The sequence below is a fragment of the Pseudomonas sp. P4_C4 genome (genome assembly GCF_056402055.1).
The window spans coordinates 1-18420 of sequence record NZ_JBFUID010000054.1; the positions used below are offsets into that span (position 1 = coordinate 1).

The following is an 18420-nucleotide window of genomic DNA, read 5'->3' on the forward strand; positions in this document are numbered from 1 at the left end:
GGTCGCAGTGGTGCCGTTGTCGTCGACCACGGTCACGGCGAACTGCTCAGGCAAAGTGTTGGCGCCATTGGCGGTTGGGTGGGCTTCGTTATCGTTGAGGGTGTAGCTGTAGCTGATCACCCCGGTCGCGGCATTGAACCCGGTGATGGTCAGGGTGCTGCCCAGTGGCGTGGTGATAGATTGTGGAAAGCCGGCGGCCACACCGCCGGTGACCACGGCGATACCGCCGACGGTCAGGGTCGTTACGCCGTCGAGGGCGGTGACCGTAAAGGTGCCGTTCTGGGTCAACACCGTGGCATCCGGTGCGCTGCCGTCGCTGAGGTTTTTCTCGAAGACGGTGAGTTCGCCGCCCCCAATGTTCAAACCGCCAACCGTCACCGAATCATCGTTGTTGTGGATCTGCAGCACCAGGTTGGCGGTGCTGCTGTCGCCGTCCGCATCGGTGAGGGTGTAGCTGAAGGTCTCCGTCGCACTGCCACCGCCGTGCAGGGCTATGAAGTCGGCATCGCTGGTGTTCAGCGTGTAGGTGTAAGTGCCGTTGGCGTTGAGCACCAGGGTGCCGTAAGTCCCGGCGAAGGTCCCGGGAGTGATGGGGCCGGTGTTTTCTCCGAGCGTCACGCGGTCGGCGCCTTGCACGTCGTTGCTCAGCACGTTGCCGTTGAGGGTCAGCAGGGTTTCCGAGGCGGTGCCATTATTGTCATCGACTGCTTTGGGCACGTCGTCGATGATGCTGATATCCAGCGTACCGGTAATGCTGTCGCCATTGCTGTCGCTGGCCACCACGGTGACGTGTTCGACAAGACTATTGGCACCCTCGCCGCTTGCGTGGGATTCGGCACGGTTGAGGGTGTAGCTGTAACTGACCACGCCCGTGGCCGGGTTGTAACTGGTGACGGTCAGCGTGCTGCCCAGCGGGGAGGTGATCGACTGCGGGAAACCTGCCGCGACGCCGCCGCTGATCAAGTTGATCGCGCCGATGCTAAGGCTGGTCAGCCCGTCTGGCGCATTGATGGTAAAGGTGCCGCTTCGCGTCAGCGAGTCTGCGTTCCTCGCCGAACCGTCGGCCAGGTTGGCTTCATTGACGGTCCGCTCGCCGTTCTGCTCCGACAGGCCGTCGAAGGTGACCGGATTGTTCGGCACTTGCGCAACCACCGGCGGCACCACAGGAGCATCGTCCGCTACAACGTTATTGTCTGGATTGGCGTTCAGGCGTTCTTCGGGAAGTTCAGGAATGCCATTGAAACCGGCAGTGGGGAAGCCGATGATCGGATCGACTCGCCCGCCCACTTCTTCGAGCAGGACGAAACCATGACCACTGCCCTGGACTCCGCCCGGTACACCGGTAGTCGTGGCAGGCCCGGCAGCGGTGGCTTCAGCGGTTTGGGTCGGGTCATCGCCAGCCGTAATGGCTTTTTGCAGCTGTGCGACATCCGTCAGCTGCGCTTCGCTCGGCGTCACCGCCTCAGACGAGTCCACATGGGGAATCTGATTGGCGAGCAACTGCGGCGTCATCTGCATGCTGCTGCCGCGCCCGAGGGTCAGTTCCTGGCCATTTTGCAGATGCACCGCCACCGCGCCTTCTGCGCCGGTGCTCAGTTGGTCGCCGGCAAACAGCCTGTCCCCCTCGACCAAAGCACGCCGGGTGCCGTCGCTCGCAACCGCGAACACCTGGCCGATGACCTTACTGACGATACCGATGAGCGTAGCCATGTGCACTTCCTCCGCTGCCAACCGCTGTCGGCAGCTTGTTTGTGCGAAGAACGTGCGCATGGCTCAAGCGGGTTGTCTGGCGAATCGTGTTGCGGGTGCCGGTTTACTTGAGTAAGCCGCGGCCCCGGCAACGATCTCGCCCAGCCAGTCGCTCACGGCGCTGTTTACGATTTTAGGGAAAGCCCTCTGCAATCAATGGCATCGGATCCCTGTGCGCAACAACGTTGCCTGTGAGCGATGCGTAACAATCTCGAATCAGTCAAGTGACAAAAAACCGTCGCCACCAGATCGCTCGCATCCCTCCCTTCCAGCACTTCTCCGCTCTATGTCGATAAGTGGATTGGAACTTTCCTCAAACCCCGATGAGCGCCCTAGAGCCCATAAAACAAGGGCTTTCGAATTGAACAATGTGCTGGATTTTGCAGGGCGCATAAGTTTTTTTTGGCATACCCGTTATGAAAAAAATTTCTTAGCTACGCTCCAGAATGTTCTTAGCTCTTTTGTTAAAGATGTGAAACAACTTCACCTACAAATATCGTCAAATAATTGGCAACTGATAAGCACCATCAGGAATCAGGGAGATGCACCATGCGCCTATTAACCCCCCTCTGCAGCGCGGTTCTCTTGGCCATGGCCTGCTCGTCCCAGGCCCAGGCCATGACGCTGACCGACGCAATCCAGAGCACCATCGCGACCCACCCGGAGCTGGCATCGCGGGTGGACAGCCGTCTGTCGGCTGATGAGGACGTGAAGGTCGCCAAAGGGGGGTTTTATCCATCGGTTGATCTGAACGCCGCCTACGGACGCGGGTACAGCGATAACACCAATACCCGGGCGTTCGGCAATCACCACACCGAAACCCTCAACTACACCCAGTCGGAATTGCGTCTGCGGCAAATGCTCTTCGACGGATTCAACACTGCCAATGAAGTCGGGCGCACCCAGGGCGTGGTCAACTCGCGAGCCTATTACGCTCAAGGTACGGCTCAGGACCTGGCCCTGCGCACCACCGAGGTTTACCTCGAAGTGCTCAAGCGCCGCGAACTGGTGACACTGGCCAAGAACAACCTGCAAGCGCACTTGCGGGTCAACGACCAGATCGGCCTGCGCACCCAGCGCGGCGTGGGCAGCAACGCCGATGCCGACCAGTCCTCGGCTCGCCGGGCACTGGCAGAAAACAACCTCGACACCGCCGAAGTCGATCTGGCTGACGCCGAGTCGAACTTCTACGCCGTTGTGGGGCGTATGCCCGATGAGCTCGAAACCCCGCCGTCGATTCGCGGCGAAGTCCCCACTTCCCTGCCCGAAGCCCAGCAGAGCATGGTGGAAAACAACCCTTACCTGAAATCCGCCCAGGCCGACGTGCAATCGGCCGAAAGCCAGTACGAGGTCGCCAAGTCGCCGTTCTACCCACGCTTCGACGCCGAGGCCGCCGTGGGCGCGAACAACAACGTGCAGGGTGATGTAGGTCACGACAATGAATGGCGGGTCGGTGTATTAATGAACTACAACCTGTTCCGCGGTGGCAGCGACAAGGCGCGCCTGGCCTCCGACTCGCACAAGATCAACCAGGCCATGGACATTCGTAACAATGCCCTGCGCCAGCTCAACGAGAACATTCACCTGGCCTGGAACGCCATGGTCAATGCCAAGAAACAAACCCCGACCGCCCGTGAATACGCCGACACCAGCAAACGCGTACGCATCGCCTACCAGGATCAGTTCGGCCTCGGTCAACGGACCCTGCTGGACCTGCTCGACAGTGAAAACGAACTCTACAACGCCAACCGTCGCTACACCGAAGTGCGCTACACCGAAGAGTTTTCGATGTACCGAGTCCTGGCGAACATGGGCCAGTTGTTGAGCAAACAACGGGTCGTACTGCCCGCCGATGCGATCGCCCAGACCGAAGTGAAAAACGAAGCGCGTCTACCTGAAATGAAATAACTGTAGGAGCTGCCGCAGGCTGCGATCTTTTGATCTTGATTGCTCAAAAGCAAAGTCAAAAGATCGCAGCCTGCGGCAGCTCCTACAGTGAGATATGCAGATATCTGTCAATTGCCGTAGAGCAACGGGAGGGTTCAATGACCAGCATGGAACCCGGCAATACCGGTGTCGATCCACGCCTGAGCTTCGATGACCCGCTTCTGGACGGTCTGCTGATCCTCTGCAAACTCCACGGCGCGGCGGTCAGCCGCGCCAGCCTGAGTGCCGGGCTGCCCATGGCACACCAACGCCTGAGCCTGGACCTGTTGCCCCGCGCAGCGGCCCGGGCCGGTTTGCAGGCGCGCTTGCTGCGCCGCGACCTCAAAGACATCTCCGCGCTCAACCTGCCTGTGCTGCTGTTGCTCAACAACGGCCGCACGGCCGTCCTGCGCCGTTATGGCGAGGACGGCAAGGTACTGATCCTGCCCAGCGAAGCCGACGGCGGCGAACAATGGCTCAGCCCCGAGGAGCTGGCCGAACACTACAGTGGCCAAGCGTTGTTTGCCCGGCCACGCCACGAACTCGAAGACTTGCGCTCGCCGCTGGTGCCTCGGGTCCAGGCCTGGTTTCGCGATACGCTGAAGCTGTCGAAATGGCTGTACAGCGATGCGATCCTGGCGAGCTTCCTGATCAACCTGCTGGGCCTGATGGTGCCGCTGTTCGTGATGCAGACCTACGACCGCGTGGTGCCGAACCAGGCCACTTCGACTTTGTGGGTGCTGGCGATCGGTCTGCTGATCGGCACCGTTTTCGAACTGGTGCTGCGGGTCGTGCGCGCGCACTTGCTGGATACCGCCGGCAAGAAAACCGACGTGATCCTGTCAGCCACCCTGTTCGAGCGCATCACCGGCATGGCGATGAAAGCGCGGCCGGCGACCATCGGGGGTTTTGCCCAAAGCATTCATGACTTCCAGGGCCTGCGGGAGTTTCTCACCGCCGTGACCCTCACCAGCCTGATCGACCTGCCCTTCTGCCTGCTGATGCTGCTGGTGATCGGCCTGCTCGGTGGCTGGCTGGTGATGATCCCGATACTGGCGTTTCCCATCACCATCATCTTCGCCATGGTGATCCAGGTACGCCTGCGCGACACCGTACAGAAAAGCCTCAGCCTCGGCGCCGAACGCCAGGCACTGCTGATCGAAACCCTCAGCGGCCTGGAAACCCTCAAGGCCTGCAGCGCCGAAAGCGAGCGCCAGCACAAATGGGAAAGCACCCACGGCGCCCTCACCCGCCTCGACAGCCATGCGCGCAACCTCTCGGCCCTGGCCACCAACGGCACGCTGTTCATCCAGCAACTGTCCGGCATGGCGACCATCGTCGCCGGGGTCTACAGCATCATCGCCGGCAACCTCAGCGTCGGTGCCCTGGTGGCCAGCTACATGCTCGGCAGCCGGGTGCTGGCGCCGCTGGGACAGATCGCCGGCCTGATCACCCGCTACCAGCAAGCGCAACTGACCATGAAAAGCACCGATGCGCTGATGGGCCTGCCTCAGGAGCGCGATGCCAGACAACGGCCACTGGAGCGCACCCAACTGCAAGGCGCGCTGGATGTTGTCGGCGTGACCTTCCACTACAACGGCCAGAGTGCTCCCGCCCTGGCCAATATCAGCTTCAGCGTGAAACCCGGGGAGCGCATCGGCATTATCGGCCGCAGTGGCTCAGGCAAAAGCACCCTGGCGCGACTGGTGATGGGCTTCTACGAACCGGATGAAGGCCAGTTGCTGCTCGATGGCCTGGACCTGCGGCAACTGGACGTCGCCGATCTGCGCCATCAAATCGGTTACGTCGCGCACGACCTGCCGCTGCTGGCCGGCAGCCTGCGCGACAACCTGACCCTCGGCGCGCGCTACATCAGTGACTCACGCATGCTCGAAGTGGCGGAAATGACCGGCGTCACCGAACTGGCCCGGCAACACCCGCAAGGCTTCGACCGGCCCGTGGGCGAACGCGGGCAACTGCTGTCCGGCGGCCAGCGCCAGGCCGTATTGATGGCCCGGTCCATGTTGCTCGACCCGCCCATCATGCTGCTCGACGAGCCCACCAGCGCCATGGACAACAGCAGCGAAGACGTCCTGCGGCAAAAACTTCACGGCTGGGTCCAGGGCAAAACTCTCCTGCTGGTGACCCACCGCACTTCGATGCTGAGCCTGGTGGACCGGTTGGTGGTGCTGGACAACGGACGGATCGTCGCCGACGGTCCGAAAGAAGCGGTCATCGATGCACTGCGCAAGGGCCGTGTCGGCTCTGCCGCTGTCTAGGAGTCGTCCATGTCTGCCCATCGAGGATCTCGCGGCTACTTCGACAGTTTCAACAAAAGTGCCGAAACCGAGTTCATGCCGGAAACCGCCGGCGCCTCGTTGCAGGACTCACCGCGCTGGTCGCGCATCACCGTGTGGCTGGCCGCCGCGCTGGTGGTCAGCGCACTGGTCTGGGCCAGATTCGCCGTGTTGCAGGAAGTGACCATGGGCGAAGGCAAGGCGATTCCGTCGAGCAAAGTCCAGGTGATCCAGAACCTGGAGGGCGGCATCGTCACTGAAATTTTCGTCCGTGAAGGGCAAATGGTGAACAAGGGCGACACTTTGCTGCGCCTGGATGACACCCGCTATCTGTCGAACAAGGGCGAAAGCGAAGCCGATCGTTATGCCTTGACCGCGCAGGTCGAACGGCTTTCGGCCGAAGCCGAAGGCCGGCCGTTCAAATTGTCAGAAGAAGTGATCGCCAAGGCTCCGCAAGTGGCAGAAGACGAGCGCTCGCTGTACGAGCAGCGGCAACGCCGACTGGCCAGCGAACAGCGCACCCTGACCGAGCAACTTCGGCAAAAAACCCAGGAGCTGGCAGAGTTCCGCTCGAAACAGGGGCAGTTCAGCTCCAGCCTGGCGCTGCTGCAACAGGAAATGAACATGTCCATGCCGCTGGTAGGCACTGGCGCGGTGTCACCGGTGGAAATCCTGCGCCTCAAACGCAGCGCCGTGGAAATACGTGGCTCGTTGAACGCCACCACCCTGGCGATTCCCCGGGCGGAATCGGCGATCAACGAGATCAAAAGCAAGATCGACGAGTCGGAACAAACCTTCCGCTCGGAAGCTGCCAAAGAACTGAATGAGAAACGCACCGACCTGTCGAAAATCACCGCATCGAGCATCGCCATCGACGACCGCGTGACCCGTACCACCGTGGTCTCCCCGGTTCACGGCATCATCAAGGTGTTGAAGGTCAACACCATCGGCGGCGTGGTCCAGCCCGGCAGCGACATGGTGGAAATCGTGCCGCTGGAAGACAACCTGCTGATCGAAGCCAAGGTCCGCCCGCAGGACGTTGCATTCCTGCATCCGGGCCAGAAAGCCATGGTCAAGTTCAGTGCCTACGACTACACCATTTACGGCGGCCTGAGCGCCAAACTGGAGTTGATCGGCGCCGACACCATCACCGACGACAAGGGCAACAGCTTCTATCTGATTCAGGTGCGCACCGATAAAAACCATTTGGGCGGGGACGCCAAACCACTGCTGATCATCCCGGGGATGGTGGCGACGGTGGACATTATTACCGGGGAGAAAACGGTGCTCGATTACCTGCTTAAACCGGTGTTGAAGGCGCGGACCGAGGCGATGCGGGAGCGGTAGGCAGTATCCAGAATCTGCGGTGACTGATCTGCCGCTATCGCGAGCAAGCTCGCTCCCACAGTGTCCGTGTCGTACACAAAATCTGCAAACACCACAAAACCTGTGGGAGCGAGCTTGCTCGCGATGAGGCCAGCAAGACCACCGATCATTTTTCAGAATGATTACGCTGGTAAACCTCCTCCCCCATCGCCGCAATCTGCCCCTCGATCAACGCCTCGAATGGCTTCAGCAACGGCGCAAACGAAGTCGGTGCTTCGAGGGTTTCCAGCGCCTGCACAATCGCCTCCACCGTCGACAACGCCCCCGGCCCCGGCGCCTTGCGCAGGCGATAGCGCGACACACCGCCCTCTGCCAGCATCACCCTCGGCAACGCCGCCAGCAGCGGATTGAGGTGCAGCAACTTGCGCACCTTGCGCCAGGTGCCGTCCGGGACAACCAGTAACAACGGTTCGTCTGTCGCGGCACAAGCCTGCATCGGCTGGGCATCTTCGCCGGGAAACAGCAACCGCGCCCGATACCCCGGCCGGTTCAACAACGTCGGCAAATCCTCGAACACTTCCCCAACGATCAGCTCGGCATTGTTCAGACCCAACGCCGCCAGCCGCGCGGTATTCAGCGCATGGTTCACTTCGCTCGGATGCTGCAACAGCAACACCCGGGTGCGGCTGTCGAGGCTCGGGATCAATGGGCACAGGCAGTGGCTTTGCGGGCGCAGGCAGCGCGGGCACTGGATTCTGGGCATCTTCTTCAGGCCTGATTGAGTTGGGCTTTAAGCAAGTCGCGGAACGTCTGGATCAGCGGCTCGCGGCTACGGCCCCGGCGCACGATCATCGAGAACGGCGCCTGATAACCGAAGGTCGCCGGCAGCAACACCCGCAGGTCACCCTTGTCGGCCCAGGCCTGGGCGTAGTGCTCCGGCAGGTAGCCGATGTAGGCGCCGGACAGCACCAGAATCAACTGGGCCTCCATACTTTCTACCGTCGCGGCGCTGTGCTTGAAGCCGTGACGCGCCAGTTCGGCCTGGCTCCAGTAGCCGCGACCGACCATGCGCTGCTGGGTGATGACTTGCTCGGGAATGCGCCGCTCGTTGAACAGCGGATGCCGCGTGCTGCAATACAACCAGTGTTGTTCACGGTACAGCGGCATGTACACCAGGCCGCTCATGCGCGTGGAAAACGCGCCGATGGCCAGGTCGAGACGGTTGTCCTGCACCCCGAGTTGCAATTCGTAAGGGCTCATCACCGACAGGTGCAAGTGCACCGCCGGGTGCTCCTGGCTGTAGGCGCCGATGGCTTCGGCGAACGGCAGGGCCTTGTCGCTGACGGTGGAGTCGATCACCCCAAGGTTCAAGGTACCGCGCAACTCGCCCTTGAGGGCGGCGGCATACTGCTCGAAGCCTTCGAGTTCGCCCAACAGGCGCAAGGTTTCCTGATGGAACAACTCGCCCTTGCTGGTCAGGCTGAAACCACCACGACCGCGATGACACAGCACCAGGCCGAGGGCTGCTTCGAGCTGGCTCATGTAGGTGCTGATGGCCGACGTCGAGAGATTGAGCTCCTGCTGGGCGTTGGCGAATCCCTGATGGCGCACCACGCTGACGAAGATGCGCAATAGTTTCAGGTCGGGTAAAGCGTTGGCCATGGGTACTCCAAACTCTGGGTCGCGGCAGCTACGTCCCTGTAGGAGCTGCCGAAGGCTGCGATCTTTTGATCTTGACTCTGTGCGGCCTGAGACCGCTGAAAATCAAAAAATCGCAGCCTTCGGCAGCTCCTACAGGTTTATCTGCAGCTTTCGTGTTGCGGTGAAGTCTATCGACCTCGCGCACATTAGTTTAGAAAAATCTGAACTAAGTATTTGCCCGTAGCGATTCTTCCCGGCCACTACATTTCGCAGAATCGGCGCCACAAGGTTCGCCCGTACTCCCGTGAACGGCGCAACCCAATAAATAAAACAACGACGATGAGGCCTTACCCGTGGACAAGATTCTTCACCAACCACTGGGCGGCAACGAAATGCCGCGCTTCGGCGGCATCGCCACCATGATGCGACTCCCCCACTTGCAAACTGCTGCCGGCCTGGACGCTGCCTTCGTAGGCGTGCCGCTGGACATCGGTACCTCCCTGCGCCCTGGCACCCGTTTCGGGCCTCGCGATATCCGCGCCGAATCGGTGATGATCCGTCCTTACAACATGGCCACCGGTGCTGCGCCGTTCGATTCGCTGTCGGTTGCCGACATCGGCGACGTGGCGATCAACACCTTCAACCTGCTGGACGCCGTACGCATCATCGAAGAAGCCTACGACGACATCCTCGAACACAACGTGATCCCCCTGACCCTGGGCGGCGACCACACCATCACCCTGCCGATCCTGCGTGCCATCCATAAGAAGCACGGCAAGGTCGGCCTGGTGCACATCGACGCCCACGCCGATGTGAACGATCACATGTTCGGCGAGAAAATCGCCCACGGCACCACCTTCCGTCGCGCCGTTGAAGAAGGCCTGCTGGACCCGGACCGTGTCGTGCAGATCGGCCTGCGCGCCCAGGGCTACACCGCTGATGACTTCAACTGGAGCCGCAACCAGGGCTTCCGCGTGGTTCAGGCCGAAGAGTGCTGGCACAAATCGCTGGAGCCTTTGATGGCTGAAGTCCGCGAGAAAGTCGGCGGCGGCCCGGTGTACCTGAGCTTCGACATCGACGGCATCGACCCGGCCTGGGCACCTGGTACCGGCACCCCGGAAATCGGCGGCTTGACGACCATTCAGGCGATCGAGATCGTTCGTGGCTGCCAAGGCCTCGACCTGGTCGGTTGCGATCTGGTAGAAGTCTCGCCCGCTTACGACACCACCGGCAACACCTCGCTGCTGGCCGCCAACCTGCTGTACGAAATGCTCTGCGTACTGCCTGGCGTAGTCCATCGCTGAGGATGGTTCATGAACGAACGTGATCAGGTTTTGAAAGCCGCCGCCGATCTGGTGTCCGCTTTTGCCCGTAACGATCGCGAAGCCTACTTCGGTGCGTTTAGCACCGATGCCAGCTTCGTCTTCTACACCCTCGAACAGCCCCTGCTGTCACGCGACGCCTATCAGGCGATGTGGGACGGCTGGCGCTGCGAGGATGGCTTCGAGGTGCTCTCGTGCACCTCAAGCAACGCTTTCGTCAGCCTGCAGGGTGACGTGGCGATTTTCATCCATGACGTAGCCACCGAGTTGCGCATGCAAGGGGAGCAGCACTTTAGCCAGGAGCGCGAGACGATTGTTTTCAAGAAACAAGCGTCTGGCCAAGAACAACAAGGCCTATGGCTGGCCTGTCACGAACATTTGTCCGCGATGCCGGAAGGGCTGCCACCCCCTTAGCCAACACAGGTGACGCTCACGCACGATGAGCGCGCCTTTATGATCGGAGCTGATCATGAATAACAACAACAAAGACCAAAGCCTTACGCAAATTGAAACCCACGGGGTCGAACAGATCCCGGACAACGAACGCACCGCAGGCCCGACGGACTTGTTCCGGATGATCTTCGGTGGTTCCAACACCTTTGCCACCGCCGTTCTCGGCAGCTTCCCGGTACTGTTCGGCCTGTCGTTCCAGGCGGGCGTCTGGGCGATTGTGCTGGGCGTATTGCTGGGCTCGCTGATCCTCGCGCCAATGGGCCTGTTCGGCCCGATCAACGGCACGAACAACGCCGTGTCCTCCGGTGCGCACTTCGGCGTGCACGGGCGGATCGTCGGCTCGTTCCTGTCGCTGTTGACCGCCATCGCCTTCTTCTCGCTCTCGGTGTGGAGTTCGGGTGATGCGCTGATCGGTGGCGCCAAACGCCTGATCGGCCTGCCGGAAACCGACCTGACCCTGGGCCTGGCCTACGGTCTGTTCGCGATCCTGGTACTGACCGTGTGCATCTATGGCTTCCGCTTCCTGCTGTGGGTCAACAAGATCGCGGTGTGGAGTGCCAGCCTGCTGTTCCTGCTGGGCATCTTCGCCTTCGCCGGTCCCTTCGATGTGAACTACGCCGGCACCGTCAACATGGGGCAACCCGGTTTCTGGGCTGCGTTCATTGGCGCTGCGCTGGTGGCAATGAGCAACCCGATTTCCTTCGGTGCGTTCCTCGGCGACTGGTCGCGCTACATTCCGCGTGACACTTCCAAGCGCCGGATCATGGCGGCGGTGGTGATTTCGCAGATCGCGACGTTCATCCCGTTCCTGTTCGGCCTGACCACCGCCACCATCGTAGCGATCAAGGCACCGGACTACATCGCGGCCAACAACTATGTCGGCGGCCTGCTGGCGGTATCGCCGAGCTGGTTCTTCCTGCCGGTGTGCCTGATTGCGGTGATCGGCGGCATGTCCACCGGCACCACTTCGCTCTATGGCACCGGCCTGGACATGTCCAGCGTATTCCCACGGGTGCTGTCGCGGGTCAAGGCCACGCTGCTGATCGGTGTGATGTCGATTGCCTTCATCTTCATCGGGCGCTTCGCGGCCAACCTGGTGCAGAGCGTGTCGACCTTCGCCGTGCTGATCATCACCTGCACCACCCCGTGGATGGTGATCATGATCATCGGCCTGCTGGTGCGTCGCGGCTTCTACTGCCCGGATGACCTGCAAGTGTTCACCCGCGGCGAGAAAGGTGGCCGCTACTGGTTCACCCACGGCTGGAACTGGCGTGGCCTGGGCGCCTGGATCCCGAGCGCGGCCGTCGGCCTGTGCTTCGTCAACCTGCCGGGTCAGTTCGTCGGGCCACTGGGCGAAATGGCCGGCGGTATCGACATCAGCCTGCCAGTGACCCTGGGCCTGGCCTCGGTGGTGTACCTGGCGTTGCTGAGCCTGTTCCCGGAACCACGCGAAGTGTTCGGCCCGAACGACCTTCGCAGCAAGAGCACGGATTCGCTCGCTAAACCGGCGCTGCGTCAAGCCGCCTGATTAAACGCACTACCTGTGGGAGCGAGCCTGCTCGCGAAGAACGATGACGCGGTTTGCCTGAAAAACCGTGGCGCCTGATTCGCGAGCAGGCTCGCTCCCACAGGATTGATTTCAGCCTCACATAAAAAAGACAATCGGAGACACGCAACAATGGCTTTGGATTTATTCGTCGTACTCATCTACGCCGCCGCGATGCTGATACTCGGCTACTACGGCATGCGCAAGGCCAAGACCAACGAAGACTTCTTGGTCGCCGGTCGTAACCTCGGCCCAAGCCTGTACATGGGCACCATGGCTGCCACCGTTCTGGGCGGCGCGTCCACCGTGGGCACCGTGCGTCTGGGCTACGTGCATGGCATCTCCGGTTTCTGGCTGTGTGCGGCCCTTGGTTGCGGGATCGTCGCGCTGAACCTGTTCCTCGCCAAACCGTTGCTGAAACTGAAGATCTACACCGTTACCCAGGTGCTGGAAAAACGCTACAACCCGATGGCCCGCTCCGCGAGCGCGGTGATCATGCTGGCCTACGCGCTGATGATCGGCGTGACCTCGATCCTGGCGATCGGCACCGTTCTGCAAGTGCTGTTCGGCCTGCCGTTCTGGATCTCGGTACTGCTCGGCGGCGGCGTAGTGGTGATCTACTCCGCCATCGGCGGCATGTGGTCGCTGACCCTGACCGACATCGTCCAGTTCATCATCAAGACCGTAGGCCTGATGTTCATCCTGTTGCCAATCTGCCTGTACCGCGTTGGCGGCTGGGATGAGTTGGTGTTGAAACTGCCGGCGGCGAGCTTCAGCTTCACCACCATCGGTTGGGACACCATCATCACCTACTTCATGATCTACTTCTTCGGCATCCTGATCGGCCAGGACATCTGGCAACGGGTGTTCACCGTCAAGACCGCCAAAGTGGCTCAGGTTGCCGGTACCGCGGCCGGTATCTACTGCATCCTCTACGGCCTGGCCTGTGCCCTGATCGGCATGGCTGCCCACGTACTTATCCCGGACCTGGACAACGTCAACAACGCCTTCGCCGCCATCGTCAAACTGTCCCTGCCGGACGGTATCCGTGGCTTGGTGATCGCTGCCGCACTGGCCGCCATGATGTCCACCGCCAGCGCCGGCCTGCTGGCCGCTGCTACCACCCTGACCGAAGACCTGCTGCCGAAACTGCGTGGCGGCAAACAGTCGAGCCTGGCGATCAACCGCCTGTTCACCCTGTTGACCGGCATCGTGGTACTGGGCATCGCTCTGATCGTGAACGACGTGATCAGCGCCCTGACCCTGGCCTACAACCTGTTGGTCGGCGGCATGCTGATCCCGCTGATGGGTGCGATTTTCTGGAAGCGCGCTACCACCGCCGGCGCTATCGCCAGCATGGGCATGGGCTTCGCCACCGCGCTGCTGTTCATGTTCAAGGACGGTCTGGATGCCAACACCCCGATCTACTACAGCCTCGGTGTAGGCCTGGTGAGTTTCGTGGTGGTCAGCCTGCTGTCCCGTCGCCCGGAGACTGTGGCCAGCGCTGCCTAAACTGAAAAGAATGGAATGACTTTTTCTTCGACGAGTGTGGCGTCGGTTGCCATACTCGTTTTTTTTCGTCTGGAGAAAACATTTTATGAAGATTGTTTCTCGCGACCAGTGGTTCGAAGTGAAACCGCTCAGTGACGGCATCCGCCTGATTCACGAGCCGTACATCCGCCCCTTCTACCGCTGCAACCTCTGGCACATCCAGGGTCGTGACAAAGACCTGCTGCTGGACAGCGGCTCGGGCCTGGTCAGCCTGCGCGAGCAACTGCCGTGGATCACCGAGCGGCCGCTGGTGGCGGTGGCCAGCCACTGCCATTTCGATCACATCGCCGGTCATCACGAGTTCGCTGAACGACTGGTGCACCCGGCCGAGGCGGACATTCTCGCCGCGCCCAATGGCGACAACGACCTGAGCAAAGCCTTTGTCGGCGACGACATGTTCGAGGCGCACCCTGATTGCCCGCTGTGCTACGCCGAATACCGGGTCAAGGCCGCACCGGCCACGGGGTTTGTCGAAGATGGAGATGTGCTGGACCTGGGCAATCGGGTGTTGCAGGTCGTGCACACACCGGGGCACTCACCGGGCGGCATCTGCCTGTACGAAGCCGCCACCGAGACCTTGTTCAGCGGCGACATCATCTACGACGGCCCGCTGATCGAAGACGCCTACCACTCCAACCTCGATGACTACGCGCGCAGCCTGCAACGCTTGCGTGAGCTGTCGATCCGCACGGTGCATGGCGGGCATTTCGGCAGTTTTTCCGGGGAGCATTTGCGCAACATGATTGACGAATGGCAGCGCTCACACGGCTAAAGCCTGCTGTACTCAACGGCAGGAACTGCTCCGGCACGGAGAACAAAACCGCCTCCTCCTCGAAGAACGCTCATGAAAAAAACTGCCGTTCGTACTGTCGTGCACCGCTACATCAGCCGCCTGCTGGAAGGCCGGGATGACTTCGACGACAACGCCAGCCTGGCGCAGTTGGGACTGGATAAAGAAGATATCGAAGAACTGATCTTCCATCTGGAAGATGAGCTGGGTGTAACGGCGTTTACCGTGGAAGAAGACCGGATGCTGAAATCCGCCAGGACGGCGAATGATTTGAGCCGGTTCTTGCTGGAGATCGGGCGGTACTAAGGCTGCTGATCAAACGTACACGAAGCGGCAAGGGAGATTGCTCCCTCGCCACGGAAAACCTTTCACCTGTCAGATGTTATCTGCCATTACCGGCGTCGCTGCTGGCGCCGACGCTGTTCGTCGTCAGTACGAACAGGCACGGGTTGCATTGGCGGTTCGATCAAACCGAGAGCCACGCCCAGGTCATGCAGCCAGTTTTGAATTTTCTCTTTCATGGTGCCCCCTTCAGGGTAGTGCCGAGCGGCCAAAATTCTCTAGCCCCTTCGCACAGATAATAGTCCGAAGTCCCGTGCAATGCTCGCGCAAAGTCGCAATGATCTGTTACTGAATCCATCACAATCAGCCTGTGTTCAGGCAATTTCCCGCGCCTGCACCTGTGCCGTAGGAAAAACCACCTGTTGTTGCTCGATCCAGGCATTCAGGTTGGCCCCGACCATGCCCTTGCGCCACATCAGCCAAGTGGTAGCGCTGGCGAACGGCTCGGCCAACGGATGCACTGCCACACTCTCACGGCCCGGCAGGCTGGCGAGCATCGACTCCGACATCAGCGCCACACCGGAACCGGCAATCACACACGCCAGCATCCCCGGATAGGACTCGATCTCCATCGCCCGGCCCATGGCCGCGTGGTCATGGGCGAACCAGGCCTCCAGGCGCATGCGGTAGGAGCAGCCCTGGCGAAAGGTGAACACCGAACGACCTTGCACATCCAGCGCGCTGCGCACGGGCGGATGATCGGCCTCGCTGATCAGCACCAGGCGCTCTTCGCACAAGGGCACCCCGTCGAGCCCGGCCAGTTCCATGGGGCCATCCACCAGTGCCGCATCGAGTCGGCCGGTGAGCAGGCCTTCGAGCAATTCACCGCTGGGCCCGGATTGCACTTGCAGGTTCACGGCCGGATACAGGCGGTGATAGCGCGCCAATAGCCGCGGAAGATGAATCGCCGCCGTGCTGTACATGGTGCCGAGCACGAAGTCGCCCGCCGGTTGCCCGCCCTGCACTGCCGCGCTGGCTTCGTCGCGCAAGGCAAACAGTTTGGCCGTGTAGTCCAGCAGGACTTTTCCCGCAGGCGACAACTGCAAGCGCTGACGCTCGCGCAGGAACAGTTCGACACCCAGTTGCTCCTCCAGCTGTTTGAGCCGGGTCGACAGGTTCGACGGCACTCGATGCAGCCGTTCGGCGGCCCGGGTGATGGACCCTTCTTGCGCCACCGCCTGGAAGATGCGCAATTGGCTGAATTCCACGGCATTCTCCAAAAAAGAACAAGTTACTCACTATTATTCATTTTTAAAGAAAGTCAATCAATCCTAGCCTGACGGTCATCGATCCTCTGAACGGAATCCAGACCATGTCTCCCTTGATTCGCTTATCCGCCAGTTTCGTTGCCCTGATGATGGCCATGGGCATCGGCCGTTTTGCCCTGACACCGCAACTGCCGCACCTGCTCAGCGAAGGTCAGATCGACCTGACCGCCGCCGGACTGATTGCCGCCGCCAATTACCTCGGTTATTTCATCGGCGCGGTGGACGCCATGTTCTCCCGGCGTCCCGCGCAAGTGCGCCGGCGCTTGCTGGGCGGGTTGTGGCTCTGCGTACTGCTGACCCTGGCGTCGTTCTGGGCCAATGGTTTCTGGTCGCACCTGCTGCTGCGCTTCGGCACCGGTGTGGCCAGCGCCTGGGTGCTGGTGATGATCACCGCCCTGAGCCAGCCGCTCGCGGCAGCGGCCGGTCGCCCACGATCAGGCGCCCTGGTCTTCGCCGGACCGGGTTTGGGGATTTTTCTGACAGGTTTGTTGGCCCTGGGCTCGAACCTGCTGGGCCAGACTTCCGCCACCTTGTGGCTGGTGTACGCCGCCACAGGGCTGGCGATGCTGCTGGGGATCCTGCCATTCCTGCCACAACCGGACACAACCGCGACTGCTGCGCCCAGCGCCAACGCATCGCACACCCAAGGCATCGGTCGTCTGGGCTGGATCTATGGCTTGTACGGATTGGGCTACATCATCCCGGCGACCTTTCTGTCGCAGATGGCCAACGCGCAATTCCATGGCCAATGGCAGGCCGACCTGTTCTGGCCGTGCTTTGGCTTGGCGGCTGCCACGGGTGTGGTGCTGGTGAGTCTGCGTCGCCAAAGGCCGGGAGCAACGCGTCACTGGTTGATGGCGACGTTATGGCTGCAAGCCGCCGGCGTGTTCGCCTGCCTGCTGGGCAACGGGCCAGGTCTGGCGTTGGGTGTGATCCTGTGCGGCACGCCATTCCTGGCTTGCATGCAACTGGTGATGCAGCGTTCCCGGGAACTGGCGCCCCACGCTACCCAGCGCAATGCCGGCCTGCTGACGGCCTGCTTCGCCGTGGGCCAACTGAGCGGGCCATTGCTGGCGGCGCTGAGCAGTCATTTCAGTGGCGGTTTGCAGCCGGCACTGGTGGTCGCCGGCTGCGGTCTGTTGCTCGCCGGCGGTCTGTTGCTCGCGCCGGTCAGTGCTGACCGAGGGCTTTGCGCAAACGACGGCGCAGCCACTGTTCAGCACTGACAAAGGTGATGCCCGCCAACACCAGCACGGCACCGATGACGAAGTTCAGGCTCAGCGCCTCGCCCAGCAGCACCACACCGAACGTGACGCCGAACAACGGCGTCATGAACGAAAACACCGCGAGGTTCGCCGCCAGGTACCGGCGCAGCAGCCAGAACCAGATCAGGTAACTGAAGAACGACACGATCACGCCCTGAAACAGCACACTGGCGACCGCCACGGTGGTCAGGCTGACATGGGTGACCTGGCCGCTGAGCAGCGCAATCAACAACAATCCGAAGAAACCGACAATCAACTGATAGAACAGCGTCAGGGTCACCGGCGCTTCCGACAGGCGCGAGGCGCGCACCACTACCGTGGTCGCGCCCCAGGCAGCACCCGCCAGCACACCCAAGGCATCGCCCATCAACATGCGGTAATCAAGGTTGTCCCAGGACACCCCGCCGGCAAACGCGATGGCAATCCCGATAAAGGCCAGGACAATCCCCAGCCATTGCAAGGGCCGCAAACGCTCACTGGGCAACAACCAGTGCACACCCAATGCAGTGAAGATCGGCGCGGTGTAGAGAAACACCGACATGTGCGCCGCCGTGGTCAGTTGCAGGCCTTCGGAAATGAAGAAGAACTCCAGGCCGAACAAGGCACCGGCCAACAGACCGCCGCGCCAGGTCGTCCCCACCTGGTTCCAGCCGCCCTTCCAGCAGATCAGCAGCCCGACCAGCAACGCCGACATGCCGGAACGTCCAGCCGCCTGCATCACCGGCGCAATATCGGCCGCCGCCCACTTGATCATCACCTGCTGCACGCCCCAGACCAGGCACAACCCGACCATCACTTGCAGGGCAAACCCGTCGGCGCTGCGCCGGGTGGCACTCACCGGAACACCTCGAAGACACAATCCATGGCAAAGACTCGGCAGAAAAAAAGCAAAACCCCGGCCTTCTCGTTGAAAAGAAATCACCAGGGCGATGAATCATGTTGTC

General features: G+C 61.3%; 16 protein-coding genes. 10 read left to right on the top strand and 6 right to left on the bottom strand.

Translation table 11 applies throughout. The features are described from left to right. The coding region (locus AC1DXW_RS23960) for a retention module-containing protein (RefSeq protein ID WP_477760540.1) at positions 1-1710 on the bottom strand (1710 nt) is incomplete at its 3' end. 588 nt (positions 1711-2298) lie between these two features. On the opposite strand from AC1DXW_RS23960, the gene AC1DXW_RS23965 reads away from it, so the two are divergent. The 3 genes from AC1DXW_RS23965 to AC1DXW_RS23975 all read left to right on the top strand — a co-directional run bounded on the left by AC1DXW_RS23965 (position 2299) and on the right by AC1DXW_RS23975 (position 7319). Beyond that, entirely contained in the window at positions 2299-3657 is a 1359-nt protein-coding gene (locus AC1DXW_RS23965; RefSeq protein ID WP_477755379.1) for a TolC family outer membrane protein, read from the top strand. Positions 3658-3794: 137 nt separating this feature from the next. After that, positions 3795-5954 carry a type I secretion system permease/ATPase gene (locus AC1DXW_RS23970; protein WP_477755380.1) on the top strand — a complete coding sequence of 720 codons (2160 nt, stop codon included), beginning with the start codon at positions 3795-3797 and terminating at the stop codon, positions 5952-5954. A gap of 9 nt (positions 5955-5963) precedes the next feature. Continuing rightward, entirely contained in the window at positions 5964-7319 is a 1356-nt protein-coding gene (locus AC1DXW_RS23975) for an HlyD family type I secretion periplasmic adaptor subunit (protein ID WP_477755381.1), read from the top strand. A gap of 145 nt (positions 7320-7464) precedes the next feature. Here the strand turns inward: AC1DXW_RS23975 and AC1DXW_RS23980 are convergent, their stop codons facing one another. Both AC1DXW_RS23980 and AC1DXW_RS23985 read right to left on the bottom strand, forming a co-directional pair. Further along, positions 7465-8061, bottom strand: a complete 597-nt coding sequence (locus AC1DXW_RS23980) for a tRNA-uridine aminocarboxypropyltransferase (protein ID WP_477755382.1) — start codon at positions 8059-8061, stop codon at positions 7465-7467. 5 nt (positions 8062-8066) lie between these two features. Beyond that, complete coding sequence (locus AC1DXW_RS23985) at positions 8067-8960, bottom strand: LysR family transcriptional regulator (protein ID WP_007972518.1); 894 nt, start codon at positions 8958-8960, stop codon at positions 8067-8069. A 332-nt stretch (positions 8961-9292) separates the two neighbouring features. Between AC1DXW_RS23985 and speB the strand changes: the two genes are divergently transcribed. From speB to AC1DXW_RS24015, 6 genes are all read left to right on the top strand, one after another. Next, positions 9293-10243: an agmatinase gene (gene speB, locus AC1DXW_RS23990; RefSeq protein ID WP_477755383.1), complete on the top strand. Its 951-nt coding sequence runs from the start codon at positions 9293-9295 to the stop codon at positions 10241-10243. A gap of 9 nt (positions 10244-10252) precedes the next feature. Then, the gene (locus AC1DXW_RS23995) at positions 10253-10675 is read left to right on the top strand and encodes a YybH family protein (protein ID WP_477755384.1); all 423 of its coding nucleotides are present in this window, start codon (positions 10253-10255) and stop codon (positions 10673-10675) included. Between the two features lie 55 nt (positions 10676-10730). Further along, a complete protein-coding gene (locus tag AC1DXW_RS24000) occupies positions 10731-12242 on the top strand; it encodes a purine-cytosine permease family protein (protein ID WP_477755385.1) in 1512 nt (503 codons plus the stop codon). A 150-nt stretch (positions 12243-12392) separates the two neighbouring features. After that, positions 12393-13772 carry a sodium:solute symporter family protein gene (locus tag AC1DXW_RS24005; protein ID WP_477760541.1) on the top strand — a complete coding sequence of 460 codons (1380 nt, stop codon included), beginning with the start codon at positions 12393-12395 and terminating at the stop codon, positions 13770-13772. Between the two features lie 85 nt (positions 13773-13857). Then, positions 13858-14583: an MBL fold metallo-hydrolase gene (locus AC1DXW_RS24010; protein ID WP_477755387.1), complete on the top strand. Its 726-nt coding sequence runs from the start codon at positions 13858-13860 to the stop codon at positions 14581-14583. A gap of 72 nt (positions 14584-14655) precedes the next feature. After that, on the top strand, positions 14656-14907 hold the full coding sequence (locus AC1DXW_RS24015) for an acyl carrier protein (RefSeq protein WP_477755388.1): 252 nt from the start codon (positions 14656-14658) through the stop codon (positions 14905-14907). 86 nt (positions 14908-14993) lie between these two features. Here the strand turns inward: AC1DXW_RS24015 and AC1DXW_RS24020 are convergent, their stop codons facing one another. Next, positions 14994-15122 carry a PA1414 family protein gene (locus AC1DXW_RS24020; protein ID WP_263986899.1) on the bottom strand — a complete coding sequence of 43 codons (129 nt, stop codon included), beginning with the start codon at positions 15120-15122 and terminating at the stop codon, positions 14994-14996. A gap of 135 nt (positions 15123-15257) precedes the next feature. Further along, positions 15258-16151 (bottom strand): putrescine utilization regulator PtrR, encoded by an 894-nt coding sequence (gene ptrR / locus AC1DXW_RS24025; protein WP_477755389.1) that lies wholly within the window; start codon positions 16149-16151, stop codon positions 15258-15260. Between the two features lie 104 nt (positions 16152-16255). Here ptrR and AC1DXW_RS24030 point away from each other — a divergent pair, with 104 nt between their 5' ends. Further along, positions 16256-17437 carry an MFS transporter gene (locus AC1DXW_RS24030; protein WP_477755390.1) on the top strand — a complete coding sequence of 394 codons (1182 nt, stop codon included), beginning with the start codon at positions 16256-16258 and terminating at the stop codon, positions 17435-17437. Here the strand turns inward: AC1DXW_RS24030 and AC1DXW_RS24035 are convergent. Further along, positions 17382-18314: a DMT family transporter gene (locus tag AC1DXW_RS24035; protein WP_477755391.1), complete on the bottom strand. Its 933-nt coding sequence runs from the start codon at positions 18312-18314 to the stop codon at positions 17382-17384. The genes AC1DXW_RS24030 and AC1DXW_RS24035 overlap by 56 nt on opposite strands. Between the last annotated feature and the right edge of the window lie 106 nt (positions 18315-18420).

Bases quoted from the DNA above. Each gene is read 5' to 3' on its own strand.
- AC1DXW_RS23965 (WP_477755379.1), top strand. From the start codon at position 2,299: ATGCGCCTATTAACCCCCCTCTGCAGCGCGGTTCTCTTGGCCATGGCC.
- AC1DXW_RS23970 (WP_477755380.1), top strand. From the start codon at position 3,795: ATGACCAGCATGGAACCCGGCAATACCGGTGTCGATCCACGCCTGAGC.
- AC1DXW_RS23975 (WP_477755381.1), top strand. From the start codon at position 5,964: ATGTCTGCCCATCGAGGATCTCGCGGCTACTTCGACAGTTTCAACAAA.
- AC1DXW_RS23980 (WP_477755382.1), bottom strand. From the start codon at position 8,061: ATGCCCAGAATCCAGTGCCCGCGCTGCCTGCGCCCGCAAAGCCACTGC.
- AC1DXW_RS23985 (WP_007972518.1), bottom strand. From the start codon at position 8,960: ATGGCCAACGCTTTACCCGACCTGAAACTATTGCGCATCTTCGTCAGC.
- AC1DXW_RS23995 (WP_477755384.1), top strand. From the start codon at position 10,253: ATGAACGAACGTGATCAGGTTTTGAAAGCCGCCGCCGATCTGGTGTCC.
- AC1DXW_RS24000 (WP_477755385.1), top strand. From the start codon at position 10,731: ATGAATAACAACAACAAAGACCAAAGCCTTACGCAAATTGAAACCCAC.
- AC1DXW_RS24005 (WP_477760541.1), top strand. From the start codon at position 12,393: ATGGCTTTGGATTTATTCGTCGTACTCATCTACGCCGCCGCGATGCTG.
- AC1DXW_RS24010 (WP_477755387.1), top strand. From the start codon at position 13,858: ATGAAGATTGTTTCTCGCGACCAGTGGTTCGAAGTGAAACCGCTCAGT.
- AC1DXW_RS24015 (WP_477755388.1), top strand. From the start codon at position 14,656: ATGAAAAAAACTGCCGTTCGTACTGTCGTGCACCGCTACATCAGCCGC.
- AC1DXW_RS24020 (WP_263986899.1), bottom strand. From the start codon at position 15,122: ATGAAAGAGAAAATTCAAAACTGGCTGCATGACCTGGGCGTGGCTCTC.
- AC1DXW_RS24030 (WP_477755390.1), top strand. From the start codon at position 16,256: ATGTCTCCCTTGATTCGCTTATCCGCCAGTTTCGTTGCCCTGATGATG.